Genomic DNA, 17,370 nt, shown 5'->3' with positions numbered 1-17,370 from the left:
CCTCGACCGAATCGGTCGAGGCCCCGCTCCGTTTTTAGCGTGCCGTCTGCGGCGGCTGGCCGACTGCCGCCTAGGTGCGCCTAATGCTCGCCTAAGTTCGCCGAAAATATCGCCGCTAGTTCGCCGGATGTGGTTTACTGAGCCCGCGACGCGGCCGGAGGAGGTGTGTTTATGGCAGAAGCTGAATTGCCCGACTGGACCGACCAGAAGATGGGGACGATGGTCCGGGCTGCTCTGTGGCTCGTCAGTGAGGTAGGCGAAGGCAACGTCTTCACGCGGGAGCAGTTGCGGGCGGCCTTCCCTGACGTTGCGCAGATCGACCGCCGGGTGCGAGACCTGCGGGAGCTTGGCTGGCAGATTGCGACCAACCGAGACGACGCGCTCCTCAGGCCGCACGAGTCCCGGTTTGTCCGCACCGGTGAACCCGTCTGGGAGCCTGGTGTACGACGCACGCCCCGCGTGCAGCGGCGACGGTCCGGAGTGGCGGAGATGCGGATGCGCGCGCCCGAACGCATCTTGCAGGAGCCGGATCCCGAAGCAGCATGGGAGCGCGTGGAGAAGCTCTCCCCGAACGAACAGGCGCTTCTCCTTGCCTGGATCGCCATGGACCGCCGACCCAGCTCGCCGGCCGAACTGGCATGGCGGGCATACCGCAGCCTGCCGGACCGGCAGCGCCACGAACTCGCGGCGAAGCTCGGTGCAGTGGTCAGCGCCGAACTGTCCGATGAGCCACCAGTGCTGGAACAGAGCGGGGACGAGTAGTACCCAAAAAGCTTCCGCCGGACCCCGTGTCACCTACCACAGATCTTCGGGGTTCCGGCGGATGGTCCAACTCACCGAATGAGGAGAAGAACCGTGTCCAGTATGCGCGTCTTCCTGGCCGGAAGCGAGCGACCGCCCAGGCTCAACATGTTCGTGGCCGCTGTCGCGGCCGGCTACGCGGCCGGCGTCGGAAACGAAGCGGCGAAGGCGGTCGGCTGCCTGGCCGCCGTGGCGGTCATGTGGCTGTGGGAAAGGTGGAGCTGCTGATCAAGACCGGGGGTGGGGCTCAGCCTGCTCTCGGCTCGTGATGCTGGCGGCGGCCCCATGGGATCGTCGGGGCCGCCGCTCGGCACCCAAGGCCATCGACAAGGTCACCGACTCATGTGAGTCGGTGACCTGTCTGTCCGCCATGGCCTCAAGGCCGACGGCTTGCCATGAGCGGCTTCTCCTGCCGTCAGCCTCCCCCCACCTACTCAAGTTGAGTAGGTGGCTGACAGGGTCCTCCCACAAGCGGCGGGTGCCGCCCGCTGGCAGCCCGCACTGGGGGCGTCAGGCACTGTCTGCAGGCGCCCGTCCGACGATGAAAGACATGTGCCCACGGTAGGTACTGCCGAGCTGGCTGACGATGCCCACCGTTGGGCCAGGCCCGCTCCTCATGCGGCTGACGTAGTTCTCAGGTAGAAGCACCCGGTCGCCGACTTCGAGGGGCGTGTTCCCGCGCCAGCGATACGCATACCCGCCGACATCGACGACCTGGTGGCCGTCAACCTCGAAGATGCGGGTCGCCTCGTCCAGCTTCCCCTCAAGGTCCTTGATCCGGCGTTCGAGCCACTCGATCTTGAGCTTGGACGACTGGGCGCCGCTCTCACGGCCGGCGTCGTAGCCCTCGCGGTAGCCACGTCGATGTGCCTCTGCCACGGCACGGTCCTGCTCAGTGGCGTGTGTGCCGCACGCTACATCGGATCCGTGTATGCGGATCTTGCAGGGCTTGCCGGAGCGGGTCGGGCGCCCGCAGGTGCGGTTGGTGCCTTCCACTGTCGTCCCCCTCGTAGTGCTGCTGGCCTGGCGTCGAACCGCTGGGCTTTTGCGTGAGCACACGTTACGACCGCCGTTGGCTGCCCCCGCCCTGGGGTGTCCGTCCCGGTCCGTTGCGGTCCGAAGGCGGCAACTGCAACCAAAACTGCAACCACGACATGACGAGGGCCCCGACCGGTGAACCGGTCGGGGCCCTCGTTTCCGCTGTTCAGCGGACTGCGGAGGATACGAGATTCGAACTCGTGAGGGGTTGCCCCCAACACGCTTTCCAAGCGTGCGCCCTAGGCCTCTAGGCGAATCCTCCGCCGCAAACAATACAAGACGTTGGGGAGTGCTCGCGAACTCGTTCGCAGGGGCGTCCATCCGGTAGGGTGTGGGTCAGCCCCTCACGTGGCGCTATCTCACCGAACTCCCCCAGGGCCGGAAGGCAGCAAGGGTAAGTGGGCTCTGGCGGGTGCGTGGGGGGCGTTTGCGTTGGGGGAGGCCGGTTGTCGGTGGGGGCCGATATCGTCGTAAGGGTGTCGTCCCTTGCGCTGTACCGCCGCTACCGACCCGAGTCCTTCGCCGAGGTCATCGGGCAAGAGCACGTGACCGATCCGCTCCAGCAGGCCCTGCGGAACAACCGGGTCAACCACGCGTACCTCTTCAGTGGGCCGCGTGGCTGTGGCAAGACGACCAGCGCCCGGATCCTGGCCCGGTGCCTGAACTGTGAGCAAGGTCCCACTCCCACCCCGTGCGGGACGTGCCAGAGCTGTGTGGATCTCGCGCGGAACGGGCGTGGCTCCATCGACGTCATCGAGATCGACGCGGCCTCGCACGGTGGCGTGGACGACGCCCGTGAGCTGCGGGAAAAGGCGTTCTTCGGGCCGGCGAGCAGCCGGTACAAGATCTACATCATCGACGAGGCCCACATGGTCACCTCGGCGGGTTTCAACGCCCTGCTGAAGGTGGTCGAGGAGCCGCCGGAGCACCTCAAGTTCATCTTCGCGACGACCGAGCCGGAGAAGGTCATCGGGACGATCCGGTCGCGTACGCATCACTACCCGTTCCGGCTGGTGCCTCCCGGGACGCTGCGCGACTACCTGGCGCAGGTGTGTGAACAGGAGCGGATCCCGGTCGAGGAGGGCGTGCTGCCGCTGGTCGTGCGGGCCGGGGCCGGGTCCGTCCGTGACTCGATGTCCGTGATGGACCAGTTGCTCGCCGGGGCGGGCGAGGCCGGTGTGACGTACGCCATGGCCACGTCCCTGCTCGGGTACACGGACGGGTCGCTGCTGGACTCGATCGTGGAGGCGTTCGCGGCCGGGGACGGCGCCGCGGCCTTCGAGGTCGTCGACCGGGTCATCGAGGGCGGGAACGACCCGCGGCGGTTCGTGGCCGACCTGCTGGAGCGGCTGCGTGACCTGGTGATCCTGGCGGCGGTGCCGGACGCCGCGGAGAAGGGGCTGATCGACGCCCCGGCGGACGTCGTGGAGCGGATGCAGGCGCAGGCGTCCGTCTTCGGGGCCGCGGAGCTGGCGCGGGCCGCCGACCTGGTCAACGCCGGGCTGACGGAGATGCGGGGCGCCACCTCGCCGCGGCTCCAGTTGGAGCTGATCTGCGCGCGGGTTCTGCTGCCCACGGCGTACGACGACGAGCGCTCGGTGCAGGCGCGGCTGGACCGGCTGGAGCGCGGCGCGCAGTTCGCCGGGGCGGCGGCCGGTGCGGTGATGGCGGGCCCCGCAGCCGCGGAGCCCGCGGTGCACTACGCGCCGGGGCCGGACGCGCATCCGGTGCCGCCCGCCGCGAGCGGCCCGGCGGCGGCTCGGGCCGCGGTCCGGGGCGGGAACGGCGGCAATGGCGGGAGCGGTGGCAACGGGGCTGGTGGTGCCGGTGCTCCGGGTGTGCAGAGCGGTCCGGTCGGGGGGCAGGGCGTGCCGCAAAGTGGTCACGGTGCGCCGCAAAGTGGTCAGGGCGCGCCGCAGGCGCCCGGGGCCTGGCCTGCCGGGGCGGGCCAGGCGGCGGCGCCCGGCTCCGGGAACGGGACTCCGGGGGCGGAGAGCGGCGCCGTGGGATGGCCGCCGAGCGGTGGCGCCGGGCAGGCGGGGCCGCAGGGTGCGCCTGGTGGCGGTGCCGGTGCTGCGGCGCGGCCGGGGGCGTGGCCGACGGGGGCCGGTGCCGGAAACGCTGCCGGTGCGGGCGGCGGTACCGGTGCCGGGAACGCCGCCGCCGCTGGGCGGCAGCCCGGTGGATGGCCGACCGCGGCGGCTCCCGGGCAGGGAGTTCCGCAGGGGCAGGCCGGTGGCGCTGCTCCTGCGCCGCAGGCAGCCGCTCCCCAGCCCCAGCCCCAGGCGGCCGGAGTCGGTGCCGGGGCCGGCGGGATGGCGCAGGGCGCGGCCCAGGTGCGGCAGATGTGGCCCGAGATCCTGGAGGCCGTGAAGAGCCGTCGCCGCTTCACCTGGATCCTGCTCAGCCAGAACGCGCAGGTCGCAGGCTTCGACGGGACCACGCTCCAGATCGGCTTCCCCAACGCCGGGGCGCGCGACAGCTTCGCCAACGGCGGCAGTGAGGACGTGCTGCGGCAGACGCTGGCGGAGCGGTTCAACGTGCAGTGGCGGGTCGAGGCGATCGTCGATCCGTCGGGCGGCGCGGGCGGCGGCCCGGCGGGTGGTGCCGCGCCTCGTGGCGGCGGTGGCTTCGGGGGCGGCGCGGCTGCCGGCGGGTTCGGCGCGCCGCAGGCCGCGCCCCCGGCCGCGTTCGGAGCGGGGAACGCCGCGCCGGCGCCGTCCCCCGCTCCCGAGTACGGAGGCGGTGCTCCGGCGGGCGGCCAGGGCGGTGCCGCGCGACAGCAGGCGGCGGCCCCCACGGCCGCTCCTCCTGCGCCCACTCCGGGGTACGGGGCGGGCGGCGGCGGTGCCGGGGGCTCGTACGGAGAGCCCGAAGCGGCACCCGTCTCGATCGAGGACGACATGCCGGCCGAGGACGATCCGGACCTGGTCGACTCCGCTCTCAGCGGCCACGACCTGATCGTCCGCGAGCTGGGCGCGACGGTCGTGGAGGAGTACAACAACGAGTGAGGCGGGGCTCCGGGCCGCGGTTGGTGACGCGAGCGGCGGCCTGCCGGTGACGGGCGGCGGCCTGCCGCTGTCAGGCGGCGCCGGGTGATCGGCCTGGGGTGCGGCCTCGGGCCGGGTGCCGGGAACGTACGGCGTGCGGGCCGCCGGTCCGGCGGGGAGGCGCGCCGCCCGGTCTCGAACATGACCTGGGGACGGCCTCGCGGGATCCAGGGCCGGTCTTTCGGAGAGGCGACTGGCCTCGCGGGATCGGCCGCCCCCGGCGCGGGGTCCGGCGCACGCCCTGCCACGAGGACTACGACGACAACGAGCGCCCCGGAACGTCCCGGAACGCCCCCGGAACGAAGCCTTCCGTCAGGACTACCCCGCCGAAGAGCGGGCAAAGGCCCCAGAGGGCCCCGGGTTACCCCGTACATCCATGCTCCTCCCTACGGCGTAGGGCGTAGCGCGGGTGGAACACGTAGGCTCGGGCTACCGCATCAATCGTTGTCGTACGGCAGGAGTCACGCAGTGATCCCCGGTGGTGGTCAGCCCAACATGCAGCAGCTGCTGCAGCAGGCCCAGAAGATGCAGCAGGACCTCGCGGCGGCCCAGCAGGAGCTGGCCGAGACGCCCGTGGAGGGGTCGGCGGGCGGTGGTCTGGTCAAGGCGACCGTGACCGGTGCCGGCGAACTCCGCGGTCTGGTCATCGACCCGAAGGCGGTCGACCCGGAGGCGGCCTCCCCCGAGGAGACGGCCGAGACGCTCGCGGACCTGGTGCTTGCCGCCGTACGCGACGCCAACGCCAGTGCCGCGCAGCTGCAGCAGCAGAAGCTCGGACCGCTGGCCCAGGGGCTGGGCGGCGGGATCCCCGGCCTCCCCTTCTGAGGGAGGCCCAGCGGCGCGTGTGAGGGCGTGCGCCGGTACGGCAAAGGCTGAAGAGAGAGAAGACATTCCGTGTACGAAGGCGTGGTTCAGGATCTGATCGACGAGCTGGGCAGGCTGCCCGGCGTCGGTCCCAAGAGCGCGCAGCGGATCGCCTTCCACATCCTTCAGGCCGAGCCCACCGACGTCCGCCGGCTCGCGAACGCGTTGATGGAGGTCAAGGCCAAGGTCCGGTTCTGCACGGTGTGCGGCAATGTCGCGCAGGAGGAGCAGTGCCGGGTCTGCCTGGACCCGCGTCGCGACCAGGCGGTCATCTGCGTCGTGGAGGAACCGAAGGACGTGGTGGCGATCGAGCGGACCCGCGAGTTCCGCGGTCGCTACCACGTCCTGGGCGGGGCGATCAGCCCGATCGAGGGTGTCGGCCCCGATGACCTGCGGATACGCGAGCTGCTGGCACGGCTCGCGGACGGCACGGTCACCGAGTTGATCCTTGCCACCGACCCGAATCTGGAGGGCGAGGCCACGGCCACGTACCTCGCCCGCATGATCAAGCCGATGGGCCTGAAAGTGACGCGGCTGGCCAGCGGGCTGCCGGTTGGTGGTGATCTGGAGTACGCGGACGAGGTCACGCTGGGGCGGGCCTTCGAAGGGAGGAGACTTCTCGATGTCTGACGCCACGCTGCACCACGCGTCACTGGACCCGGACGATTTCGCCGTACAGATCTCCGACTCGATCGAGAGCTTCATCGTCGCGGTCACCGAGGTCGCGAAGGGTGACGAGCCGGACAGCGCGGTGCCGTTCCTGCTGCTGGAGATCTCGCAGCTGCTGCTGACCGGCGGCCGGCTGGGCGCGCACGAGGACATCGTTCCCGACGAGCGGTACGAGCCGGACGTGGGTCCCGAGCCGGACGTGGACGAGCTGCGCGAACGGTTCGCCGCGCTGCTGGACCCGGTGGACGTCTACTCCGAGGTCTTCGACCCGTACGTGCCCCGCTCCGCACCCGTGGCCTGCCGGATCTCCGACGACCTGGCGGACATCGTCACCGACCTGCGGCACGGGCTGGCCCACTACCGCGCGGGCCGGGTCAGCGAGGCCCTGTGGTGGTGGCAGTTCTCCTACCTCTCCAACTGGGGCCCGACCGCTTCCGCCGCCCTGCGCGCGCTCCAGTCCCTGGTCGCCCACGTCCGCCTCGACCAGCCGCTGGACGAGCTGGACGGCCTGGACACCGACAGCGGCGCGGTCGCCGACGAGGAGCAGCTCGCCGAGGAGGCCGGGCGCGTGATGGCGGCGGAGATCGCGGGGCCGCTGGGGCTGCGGGGGGTGTAGGGCGCTCCCAGGAGCATCTTTACGGGCCTGCGTGTTCGGGTGCGCGATCTGTGGGATCGCTCGCTTCCGGGTGCGCGGGCCTTCTGCTTCGTATGGCATCCGCTTTTTTGGGGGGGACGGGCTCGTCCCTGATTTGCCTGGCGTGGGTCCGTTCGCACGATCTGTGGGTCTGCGCGCACCACCTCGTGGGTCCTCATGCTCGGTACGCACGATCTCATGGATACGTACGCGCACCACCTCGCAGGTTCGGCACGCGCGTCATGAGCGCCATGTGACCTGGCTTACGTTCTCGCGTGCCCGGGGCGGAAGTGGGGCATGTGCTCGCCGAGCCGGTGCGACGGGGCGCCGTGCCGGTCCGCGGTGGCCGGAGCCGCGGGAGCGTTGCGCGGCCTCTGACCCGGACGTGCGCACTATGCGAGCGACACGTCTCACCATCTGGTATCGGCGGGGCGGATTCCGCCTGCTCGTTAGACTGAGCCGACCCAGTACCCCCTTGACGGGGGTCCGGGGGGAAACTCCCGAAGAGACAGTTGCGAGGAGCGCACGTGGGCCTTGTCGTGCAGAAGTACGGCGGCTCATCCGTAGCGGATGCCGAGGGCATCAAGCGCGTTGCCAAGCGAGTCGTCGAGGCCAAGAAGAACGGCAACCAGGTGGTTGTCGTGGTCTCCGCGATGGGCGACACGACGGACGAGCTGATCGATCTCGCTGAGGAAGTGTCCCCGATGCCGTCGGGGCGCGAGTTCGACATGCTGCTGACCGCCGGGGAGCGGATCTCCATGGCCCTGCTGGCGATGGCGATCAAAAACCTCGGTCACGAGGCGCAGTCCTTCACCGGGAGCCAGGCCGGTGTGATCACGGACTCCGTGCACAACAAGGCGCGGATCATCGACGTCACGCCGGGCCGCATCCAGACGTCGGTGGACGAGGGCAACATCGCCATCGTCGCCGGATTCCAGGGCGTGTCCCAGGACAAGAAGGACATCACGACGCTCGGCCGGGGTGGGTCGGACACCACCGCCGTCGCGCTGGCCGCCGCCCTGAACGCCGACGTCTGCGAGATCTACACCGACGTGGACGGCGTCTTCACGGCCGACCCCCGGGTCGTCCCGAAGGCCCGCAAGATCGACTGGATCTCGTTCGAGGACATGCTGGAGCTGGCCAGCTCCGGTTCCAAGGTGCTGCTGCACCGCTGTGTGGAGTACGCACGCCGTTACAACATCCCGATCCACGTCCGCTCGTCCTTCTCGGGTCTGCGCGGCACCTGGGTCAGCAACGAACCGCAAGGGGACCAGCCGATGGAGCAGGCAATCATCTCGGGCGTCGCGCACGACACCTCCGAGGCGAAGGTCACGGTCGTCGGTGTGCCGGACAAGCCCGGCGAGGCGGCGACGATCTTCCGTGCCATCGCGGACGCGGAGATCAACATCGACATGGTCGTCCAGAACGTCTCGGCCGCCGCGACCGGCCTGACGGACATCTCCTTCACGCTGCCCAAGAACGAGGGCCGCAAGGCCATCGCGGCGCTGGAGCGCACCAAGGACTCGGTCGGCTTCGACTCGCTGCGGTACGACGACCAGATCGCCAAGATCTCGCTGGTCGGCGCCGGGATGAAGACCAACCCGGGCGTCACCGCGACGTTCTTCGAGGCGCTGTCCAACGCGGGCGTGAACATCGAGCTCATCTCGACCTCCGAGATCCGCATCTCGGTGGTCACCCGCGCCGACGACGTCAACGAGGCCGTCCGCGCCGTGCACAGTGCCTTCGGCCTCGACAGTGAGACCGACGAAGCCGTGGTCTATGGCGGCACCGGCCGATGACCTCGGTCTTTACGGGCCGTACGGGTGACCGTGCGGCCCGTAAGCCGCATTTGGCGGTCGTGGGGGCCACCGGAGCGGTGGGCTCCGTGCTGCTCGGCATCCTTTCCGAGCGGGCCGACATCTGGGGCGAGATCCGGCTGGTGGCCTCTCCCCCAAGCTCTCAGCTGCGTTCGAGCAGGTGGGATTCCCATCCAAGCTCTCAGCTGCGTTCGAGCGGGTGGGATTCTCATGTCTCGGCCGGGCGGAAGCTGACGGTGCGCGGCGAGGAGGTCGAGGTCCTGGCGTTGACCGAGGAAGTCTTCGACGGCATCGACGTCGCGGTGTTCGTCGTGCCGGACGAGGTCTCCGCGTGCTGGGCGCCGATCGCCGCCGCCAAGGGCGCGGTGGTCGTCGACGACTCCGCCGCCTTCCGGATGGACCCGGACGTGCCGCTCGTGGTGCCCGAGGTCAACGGGCACGCGGCGCGCATGCGCCCGCGCGGCATCGTCGCCAACCCCAACTGCACGACGCTGTCGATGATCGTCGCGGTGGGCGCGCTGCACGCCGAGTACGGGCTGCGCGAGCTGATCGTCTCCTCGTACCAGGCGGTCTCGGGGGCCGGGCAGGCTGGTGTCGACACGCTGCGGGCGCAGCTCTCGGCGGTGGTCGGCACGGAGCTGGGGACGGCGCCGGGCGATGTGCGGCGCGCGGTCGGGGACACGCTGGGGCCGTTCCCGGCGCCGATGGCGCTGAACGTGGTGCCGTGGGCCGGGTCGCTCCGGGAGGGCGGATGGTCCTCGGAGGAGCTGAAGGTCCGGGAGGAGTCCCGCAAGATCCTGGGGCTGCCGGGCCTGCGGGTCACGGCGACGTGCGTCCGCGTACCGGTGATCACGACGCACTCGCTGACCGTGCACGCGCGGTTCGAGAACGAGGTCACGGTGGCCGGGGCGCACGAGATCCTGGCGGCGGCGCCGGGTGTGGTGCTCTTCGACGATCCGGCGGAAGGCGAGTTCCCGACGCCGGCCGACGTGGTGGGGACCGATCCGACGTGGGTCGGCCGGGTGCGGCGGTCGCTGGACGACCCCAGGGCGCTGGAACTCTTCGTGTGCGGGGACAACCTGCGCAAGGGCGCGGCGCTGAACGCCGCGCAGATCGCCGAGGTGGTGGCGGGGGAACTGGCGGGGGTTGTGTAGGCCGTCTGTCGGGGGCGGGGCGTTCCTCGGGCTGGGGGCTGGAGGCGGGGCTTCGGCAGGGGGAGCGGGTTTCGGTCCGGCTTGGCGTGGTGGCATGGTGGCGGGTTGCCGGCCCGGCCGGGGGCCCGTTCCGGAGCGTGGTGAGGACGGCACGTGCCCCGGGCACGGACATGCGGCAGGCTCCCCTGTTTCGCGCGGGCAGGCCGGCCGCCCCACCCCCCGCGTTCCGGAGAACGCTTCCGACTTCCCGGACAACCACCCAGGAAAGCGTCCCATCCGGCCGGCCGACCTCCTGACGCCCTGCCGCCTGACAACCCACCTGTGGACTGACACCCCATCGGCACGCGACGATCGGCTTTCGGACGTCAGGCCGACTACCTGCGGTATCCGGCTGATCCTTTGAAGGATCTGGGGGATACTTTGCGGGTCATGTGAAGGTCCTGTGAGTGATTGTCGTCCCTCGCTGTTCGTCCAGGGTCGATGACGTGTTCGACTACGCGTACCTCCCGGCCTGCAACCGGCAGTTGGGCGGGGCGCGTCTTCGTGTCCGCCCCATAAGGGCGCAACGGTAAATGGGGCATTGGGGAAGAACTGGTGCGCATGATGGCATTTGACGCCGTGTCACTGCGGATGCCGTGCGCGTACAACCCTGCTGGGGGGAAGCGTGTCCAACAGGCGTGGCAGAGGTACTCGGCATCGCGATCGCCCCAGGGCGCGCCATCGCCCCGGCGGACGCGGGCGGCACGGCAGCGCGCCCGCGTCGTTCCCGTGCGCCCGGCGGTATGCCGGTGATCGCTCCGTGGCCGGCCGCGCAGCCCGCGCAGGTGCCCGTACAGCGTGGGGACACTGACGAGGCGATGGCAGCGGGCACGACAGTCGATCACCTCACCGAGACCTACCGCGCGCACTACCGCTCGCTGCTGGGCCTCGCGGCGCTGCTCCTGGACGACACCGCTTCCTGCGAGGACGTCGTACAGGAGGCGTTCATACGCGTCCACTCCGCGCGGGGGCGGGTGCGCGACCCCGAGAAGACCCTTGCCTACCTGCGGCAGACGGTCGTCAATCTTTCCCGCTCCGCACTGCGCCGCCGCATCCTCGGGCTGAAGCTTCTCTCCAAGCCGATGCCCGACATGGCGAGCGCGGAGGAGGGGGCGTACGAACAGCTGGAGCGCGACCAATTGATCAAGGCGATGCGTGGGTTGCAGCGTCGGCAGCGTGAGGTGCTCGTGCTGCGCTATTTCGCCGATATGACCGAAGCACAGGTCGCCCAGACGCTGGGGATATCGCTCGGCTCGGTGAAGGCGTACGGATCCCGGGGCATAGCGGCGCTCCGCGTCGCGATGGAGGCCCCCGCGTGAATGCCGACAAGGACCATGATCTGGGGCCCGGCGAGCAGGACGAGCGGGACCTGAGGGCGCTGCTGCGGTCCGCCGTGAGCGATCTGGAGCCCGCGCCCGACGCGCTGGACCACCTGCGCCGCGCGGTACCGGCCCGGCGGCGCCGCCGGCGCCACGCCCTCGTGGGCACGGCCGCGGCCCTCCTCCTCTGCGGTATGTCCGTCCCCGCCATGGTGCACGTCGTGGACCTCGACGGGGGCTCCGGAGACCATCCCGCCAACGCGGCCAGCAGCCAGCGCACCCCCGGCGGCGCTTCCGGCACGCACGGCGAGGGCACCGAGGGCGGGGGCATGCACCCCACCTCCGGCCCGGTTCCGGGCAAGCCCACCGAGAGTGCCGGACCCAAGGGGCGGGACAAGGCCCCGGAGAAGCACGGCGACCGGACCCGCCCGGAGACCACCGCGCCCGCCCCGGCCGGAACCATGGACGCCACGTCCCCCACGTGTGTGCGCCGGCAGCTCGGACGGGGCAGCGGAACGGTCGGCCCGGCGGACGCGCAAGGCCGGGTGTACGGCGCCTTCCGCGTGGTCAACACCTCCCAGCGGACGTGTTCGGTGGACGGCGGCGGCACCGTCGGCGCGCTCGCCCAGGGCAGTACGGATCTCTCCCGCGTCCATGTCGTGGACCACACGTCGGGCGACGCGGCGACCGGGCTGCCGGACCCGACCGCGATGCCGGACGAGCTGGTGCTCAAGCCGGGCCAGGCGTACGAGGTCAAGTTCGCGTGGATCCCGGAGGACGGCGGCTGCGCGACGCCGGGCACCTCCCCCAGCCCCACGCCGAGCTCCGAGGCCCCGGCCGGGACGCCGAGCGACACGAACTCGGCCGACGTCGCCCCGAACGCCGAGGGCAACCAGGCGGGCGGCAACGAGGGCGCGCCCGGCGACGTCCCGGCACCCGGCGGCGTGGTGCTCAGCCACACCCCGGAGGCCGGTGAGCCCGCTGCGGCGGACGCCACGATCACCGACGCGTGCGCCGGGACGGTGTACCGCACCGGAGCGCTGCCCGCCCAGTAGGGGCGGGCCCCGGATCGCGGATGAATCCGGTAGGGCCGGGCCCCGGATCGCGGGCGAACCCGGTAGGGCCAGGGCCCGGATCGCGGACGAATCCGGGCGGGGACGAGCCGGGAACGCGGACGAACCCGAGCGAGGGCACCCCAGGGTTGCGGACGAATCCGGGGTGCGGACGTACTCGGGTCGTGGGCGATTCCGGACGATGAGGCACCCGAGTCGCGGACGAATCCGGGCGGGTTCGCCCTCGGTGCGCGGACGAACCCGGGTGGGGTCGCCCCGGATCGCGGGTGAGTCCGGGCGTGGGTACTCCCGCCCACTCGCGCGATAGGCGACGACCCCCGCCACCCGGGTGGCCGAGCCCTCCGCCACCGTGGCCCGGGCCGGTGGCGGGCCACACGCGCGAGGCCGCCCCGCCGTACGGGCCGGGCGCCGGGACCCGTACCTTTGAGGGCGTGTATCGATTCCTGCTGACCCCGCGGTGGTGGGGAATCAACGTCTTCGCCGTGCTGGCGATCCCCTTCTGCGTCTTCATGGGCAGCTGGCAGCTCGGTCGCTTCGAGGACCGCGTCGATACGCACCACCAGCAGGAGGACCGGACCGCCGAGGCGAAGGTGGCCCCCGCGCGCCCGCTGGAGTCGCTGCTGCCCGTCGACAAGATCACCAGTGGCCGTCAGGCCACCGCGACCGGGCGGTACGATGCCGGGCACCAGATGCTCGTACCCGATCGCGAACTGGACGGGAAGCACGGTTTCTACGTGCTGACGCTGCTGCGCACGGACGGCGGCAAGGCGCTGCCGGTCGTACGGGGCTGGCTTCCCGGCGACGCGGGCAAGCGCGCGGACGCGGCCGAGGTTCCGGCGCCGCCGGGTGGCAAGGTGACGGTCACCGGAGCGCTGCAGGCGTCCGAGAACCAGGGCACGAAGGGCGCGCAGGCCTCCGGCGGCCTGCCGGCCGGGCAGCTCGGGATGATCAGCGCGGCGTCGCTGGTCAACATCGTGCCGTACGACGTCTACGACGCGTGGATCACCGTCACCGACGCCCAGGCCCCGCTGCGGGCCGTGCCCCCCGTCGCGGCGGAGGGCAGCGGCCTGGACCTCAAGGCGTTCCAGAACCTCGGCTACACGGGTGAGTGGTTCGTCTTCGCGGGGTTCGTCGTCTTCATGTGGGCGCGCCTGTTCCGCCGGGAGGCGGAAGCGGCCAAGGACGCCGCGCTGGGGATCGGGGAGCCGGTGGACGCCTCGCCCAGGTCCTCGTCGTCCGAAGACACCGCGAACGGCGCCCGCGAGGGCGAGACGGGCGGGGACGCGCCCGCCTCCGCCACCACGCCCGGTGCCGACGCCCGCGCCCCCCAAGCACGCAAGGGCGCGGACGGCACGGGCGAGACGGCCGCACGCATCCCGCAGCCGTGAGCCAGGGGCGGGCCGGTGACTGCCACCGGGCCCGCCGCGCCCGCCCAGGGGCGGCGCCACCGCGCCGCCTCCCGGCCGTCCTCCCCCGGAGGACAGACCGTCCCGTTCCCGCATCACGCTCCCCCCTCAAGCCGTCCGGCCGGAACCCCGTCCGCAGCTCGGGACCGCCCTGCCGGACGCGTCCCCTTGGCGGTGGCGGCCCGTCTCGAAACGTGGCCCGTCTCGAAGCCCCGTCCCACGTCAGGCCCGCCCTGCCGGACACGCCCGCCACCTCGCGATGGAAGCGCGCCTCCGGAAACCGCCCGCCTGCCTGCCGCACGCCCGTCCCCGGGCGGTGCGCGACCTGCTCAGTCGCCCCGTCCCCCCATCCCCACCTCCGTCCCCATGCCCAGGTGCCGGAGCGCGAAGGCCAGCTCCAGACGGACCTGCTTGATCCGTTCCTCGATCACCAGGGAGCCGTGCCCCGCGTCGTAGCGGTACACCTCGTGCGGGTGGTCGCGCCGCTCCAGGCGCGCCACGTAGTTCTCCACCTGGCGGATCGGGCAGCGCGGGTCGTTGACCCCGGCGGAGATGTAGACCGGGGCCCGGACGGCGTCCACGTACGTCAGAGGGGAGGACGCCTCGAAGCGCTCGGGGACCTCCTCGGGCGTGCCGCCCAGCAGCGTGCGGTCCATCGCCTTCAGGGCTTCCATCTCGTCGTGGTACGCCGTGACGTAGTCGGCGACCGGCACCGCCGCCAGGCCCACGGCCCACGCGTCCGGCTGCGTACCGAGCCCGAGCAGCGTCAGGTACCCGCCCCACGAACCGCCCGAGAGCACCAGCCGTTCCGGGTCGGCGAGCCCGGAGGAGACGGCCCACTCCCGCACCGCCGCGATGTCCTCCAGCTCGATCAGCCCGACGCGGTGCTTGAGCGCGTCCGTCCACTCCCGTCCGTACCCGGTGGAACCGCGGTAGTTGACCCGGACGACCGCGAAACCGTGGTCCACCCAGGCGGCGGGGGCCGAGGCGAAAGCGTCGCTGTCGTGCCAGGTGGGGCCGCCGTGGATGTCGAAGACGGTCGGGAAGGGGCCCTCCCCCTCCGGCCGCTGGACGAGGGCGTGGACGCGCCCTCCCGGGCCCTCCACCCACGCGTCCGTCACCGGGACCGAGCCCGGCGCCTTCATGCCCGGCGGGTCGAGCACCACCGCGCCGCTGGTGGAGCGGACCTCGGGCGGCTGCGCCGCCGAGGACCACAGGAACTCCACCGTCCCGTCCGGCCGGGCGGTGGCCCCGGAGACCGTCCCCGAGGGCGTCTCGACGCGGCTCAGCGCGCCGGTGGCCGGCTCGTAGCGCCACAGCTCACTCCGGGCCTGGTACTCGTGCTCGACCAGCAGCGCCGAGCCGTCCGGATACCAGTCGGCGCCCACGTCCCCCGGCAGGTCGATGGACAGCGGGGTCTCCTCACCCGTCAGCGGGTCCCAGATCATCGGCTCCCAGCGACCGCGCCGCTGGTGGCCCACCAGGAGCCGGGCGTCCCCGTTCACCGGCGCGAAGCCCATCACCGACAGGCCCAGCTCCTCGGTGCCGCCGTTGGTGTCGTCCAGCTCCGCGACCACCGACCCGTCGGGGCGCACGACGCGAATCGCCGAGTGCATCGCGTCGCCGTGCTCGGTGTGCTCTATGGCGATCAGCGTGCCGTCGTGGGAGAGGTCGCCGACCCCCGCCGACTCCCGGTGCCGGTAGATCTCCACGGGCGGCTCACCCGGCCGCACCACGTGGATCGTGGAGCCCTCCTCGTCCGTGGACCGCCCGACGACCGCCGTGCCGTCCCGCCCCAGTGCCAGCCCGGCGGAGTAAGAGGGCTCCAGCCCCGGCGTGGCCGGTTCGTCCGGTCCGCCCTCGAAGGGCTGCCGCATCCAGACGCCGAACTCGTCCCCGTCGGTGTCCGAGAACCACCAGATCCACGCGCCGTCCGGGGTCAGCGTGCCGGACGTGGTGCCGTTCGGGCGGTCGGTCGCCTGCCGCTGCGTGCCGCTCGCGCGGTCCCAGGCGTAGAGCTCGAACGTGCCCGTGGCGTTGGAGACGAACAGCGAGCGGTCGGGGGCTTCCAGGGCCCAGTCGGGCAGGCCGACGCGCGGGGCGCGGAAGCGCTTCTCCCAGTCGGGGAGGGCGGCCGAGGCGTCGTGGGCGGGGCCGGTGGTGGTCTTGTCGGTGGTCATGAGCCCATTTTGCTCCGGCCGGGTGAAATTCGTTGGCGTGGCCGTCAGCCTGTGGATAACTTCGCGAGATGCCTGCTCACAGCCCTTCGTCCCCCTCCGCGGACGCTCCCGAGAAGGTGTCCCCGCACGCCCGCCCCGACGACTGGCGCGAGGCCAACCGCGCGCTGTGGGACGAACGCGTGCCCATCCACCTCGCCAGCGACTACTACGCCCAGGACGACTTCCTGCGCCGCCGCGACGTGCTGCGCGACTTCGAGACCGCCGAGGTCGGCGACGTCACCGGCAAGTCGCTGCTGCACCTCCAGTGCCACTTCGGCCAGGACACCCTGTCCTGGGCGCACCGCGGCGCCGCCCGCGTCGTGGGACTGGACTTCTCCGCCCCCGCGATCGAGGCCGCCCGCAAGCTGGCCGCGAGCCTGGGCTACGGCCCGGAGCGCGCGCAGTTCGTGGCGGCCGACGTGTACGACGCCGTGGAAGCCGTCCCGGACCCCTCGTACGACATCGTCTACACGGGCATCGGTGCGCTGTGCTGGCTGCCCGACATCCAGCGCTGGGCCGACACCGCGGCGGCGCTGGTCGCGCCCGGCGGCTTCCTCTACCTCGCCGAGTTCCACCCGGTGACGGACGCGCTGGACGACAGGACCGGCAGCCGCGTCGCGTACGACTACTTCAACCGGGACGCCTGGGAGGAGGAGTTCCCCGGGACGTACGCCGACATGGACGCCGCTACGACCCACAACCGCAAGGTCGAGTGGCAGCACCCGCTCGGCGACGTGATCTCCGCGCTGGCCACCGCCGGGCTGCGGATCGAGTTCCTGCGGGAGCACGACAGGTCGCTGTTCCAGCGGTACGGCAGCATGGTGCGCGGGGACGACGGCTACTACCGGCTGCCCGCCGACCAGCCCCGCGTTCCGCTCATGTACTCCCTCAAGGCCACCAAGGCCTGAGCCCGGGACCCGACCGCCCTCGTAAGCCCGGCCGTCCCCGCACGGAAACGGCCGGGCCCACGGGAGCCAGCGACCGCACGGAAACTGCCAGGCACAGAACGGCCACCGACCGCACGTACACAGCCGGCCGTCCTCGTAGGCCCGGCCACCCCCGTACGGAAACGGCCGGGCCCACGGGAGCCACCGACCGCACGCAAACAGCCAGCCGCACGCCACCCGCCGGACACGCACAACGGCCACCGGCCGCACGTAAACAGCCAGCCGCACGCAAACCGCCGGGCACCCGGACGCGCGTCCGGGTGCCCCCGTAGGGAGAGGCGGGGGGTGGGGAAGGGTGTTTTAGGGGGGGTGTTTTTATAGGTTGTGGCGGGGTAATATA

The 17,370-nt window shown here is 71.7% G+C and carries 14 protein-coding genes, 1 tRNA gene and 1 other RNA gene; 13 read left to right on the top strand and 3 right to left on the bottom strand.

What is annotated here, in order from left to right:
* The first annotated feature begins 171 nt into the window (after positions 1 to 171).
* Positions 172 to 762, top strand: coding sequence for a hypothetical protein (locus ABZX96_RS36810; protein ID WP_355553622.1), 591 nt, complete (start codon positions 172 to 174; stop codon positions 760 to 762).
* Between the two features lie 93 nt (positions 763 to 855).
* Positions 856 to 1,029, top strand: a complete 174-nt coding sequence (locus ABZX96_RS36805) for a hypothetical protein (protein ID WP_355553625.1) — start codon at positions 856 to 858, stop codon at positions 1,027 to 1,029.
* 282 nt (positions 1,030 to 1,311) lie between these two features.
* Here the strand turns inward: ABZX96_RS36805 and ABZX96_RS36800 are convergent, their stop codons facing one another.
* Both ABZX96_RS36800 and ABZX96_RS36795 read right to left on the bottom strand, forming a co-directional pair.
* On the bottom strand, positions 1,312 to 1,680 hold the full coding sequence (locus ABZX96_RS36800) for a hypothetical protein (protein ID WP_355553619.1): 369 nt from the start codon (positions 1,678 to 1,680) through the stop codon (positions 1,312 to 1,314).
* A 336-nt stretch (positions 1,681 to 2,016) separates the two neighbouring features.
* Positions 2,017 to 2,101 (bottom strand) — tRNA-Ser (locus ABZX96_RS36795).
* Between the two features lie 74 nt (positions 2,102 to 2,175).
* On the opposite strand from ABZX96_RS36795, the gene ffs reads away from it, so the two are divergent.
* The 10 genes from ffs to ABZX96_RS36745 all read left to right on the top strand — a co-directional run bounded on the left by ffs (position 2,176) and on the right by ABZX96_RS36745 (position 13,846).
* Positions 2,176 to 2,270, top strand: an RNA gene (gene ffs / locus ABZX96_RS36790) — signal recognition particle sRNA small type.
* A gap of 45 nt (positions 2,271 to 2,315) precedes the next feature.
* Positions 2,316 to 4,850 (top strand): DNA polymerase III subunit gamma and tau, encoded by a 2,535-nt coding sequence (locus tag ABZX96_RS36785; protein WP_355553616.1) that lies wholly within the window; start codon positions 2,316 to 2,318, stop codon positions 4,848 to 4,850.
* Between the two features lie 507 nt (positions 4,851 to 5,357).
* Positions 5,358 to 5,714: a YbaB/EbfC family nucleoid-associated protein gene (locus ABZX96_RS36780; RefSeq protein ID WP_355553614.1), complete on the top strand. Its 357-nt coding sequence runs from the start codon at positions 5,358 to 5,360 to the stop codon at positions 5,712 to 5,714.
* Between the two features lie 69 nt (positions 5,715 to 5,783).
* Complete coding sequence (gene recR / locus ABZX96_RS36775; protein WP_355553611.1) at positions 5,784 to 6,383, top strand: recombination mediator RecR; 600 nt, start codon at positions 5,784 to 5,786, stop codon at positions 6,381 to 6,383.
* Positions 6,376 to 7,038 (top strand): DUF5063 domain-containing protein, encoded by a 663-nt coding sequence (locus tag ABZX96_RS36770; RefSeq protein WP_355553608.1) that lies wholly within the window; start codon positions 6,376 to 6,378, stop codon positions 7,036 to 7,038. The genes recR and ABZX96_RS36770 overlap by 8 nt, the downstream gene beginning before the upstream one ends.
* Positions 7,039 to 7,583: 545 nt before the next feature.
* A complete protein-coding gene (locus ABZX96_RS36765) occupies positions 7,584 to 8,855 on the top strand; it encodes an aspartate kinase (protein ID WP_355553605.1) in 1,272 nt (423 codons plus the stop codon).
* On the top strand, positions 8,852 to 10,027 hold the full coding sequence (locus ABZX96_RS36760; protein WP_355553602.1) for an aspartate-semialdehyde dehydrogenase: 1,176 nt from the start codon (positions 8,852 to 8,854) through the stop codon (positions 10,025 to 10,027). Before ABZX96_RS36765 ends, ABZX96_RS36760 begins: the two co-directional genes overlap by 4 nt.
* A gap of 677 nt (positions 10,028 to 10,704) precedes the next feature.
* On the top strand, positions 10,705 to 11,385 hold the full coding sequence (locus tag ABZX96_RS36755; protein WP_355553599.1) for a SigE family RNA polymerase sigma factor: 681 nt from the start codon (positions 10,705 to 10,707) through the stop codon (positions 11,383 to 11,385).
* Positions 11,382 to 12,440 (top strand): hypothetical protein, encoded by a 1,059-nt coding sequence (locus ABZX96_RS36750; RefSeq protein WP_355553596.1) that lies wholly within the window; start codon positions 11,382 to 11,384, stop codon positions 12,438 to 12,440. The genes ABZX96_RS36755 and ABZX96_RS36750 overlap by 4 nt, the downstream gene beginning before the upstream one ends.
* A gap of 449 nt (positions 12,441 to 12,889) precedes the next feature.
* Complete coding sequence (locus tag ABZX96_RS36745) at positions 12,890 to 13,846, top strand: SURF1 family protein (protein WP_355553593.1); 957 nt, start codon at positions 12,890 to 12,892, stop codon at positions 13,844 to 13,846.
* Positions 13,847 to 14,193: 347 nt separating this feature from the next.
* Here ABZX96_RS36745 and ABZX96_RS36740 read toward each other — a convergent pair whose 3' ends face one another.
* Positions 14,194 to 16,044 carry a prolyl oligopeptidase family serine peptidase gene (locus ABZX96_RS36740; RefSeq protein WP_355553590.1) on the bottom strand — a complete coding sequence of 617 codons (1,851 nt, stop codon included), beginning with the start codon at positions 16,042 to 16,044 and terminating at the stop codon, positions 14,194 to 14,196.
* A 68-nt stretch (positions 16,045 to 16,112) separates the two neighbouring features.
* Here ABZX96_RS36740 and ABZX96_RS36735 point away from each other — a divergent pair, with 68 nt between their 5' ends.
* Positions 16,113 to 16,991 (top strand): class I SAM-dependent methyltransferase, encoded by an 879-nt coding sequence (locus ABZX96_RS36735; protein WP_355553587.1) that lies wholly within the window; start codon positions 16,113 to 16,115, stop codon positions 16,989 to 16,991.
* Positions 16,992 to 17,370 lie beyond the last annotated feature (379 nt).

The sequence above is a fragment of the Streptomyces sp. NPDC003077 genome (assembly GCF_040611095.1).
Classification (GTDB): domain Bacteria; phylum Actinomycetota; class Actinomycetes; order Streptomycetales; family Streptomycetaceae; genus Streptomyces.
This window is presented reverse-complemented; position numbering and strand designations above follow the sequence as displayed.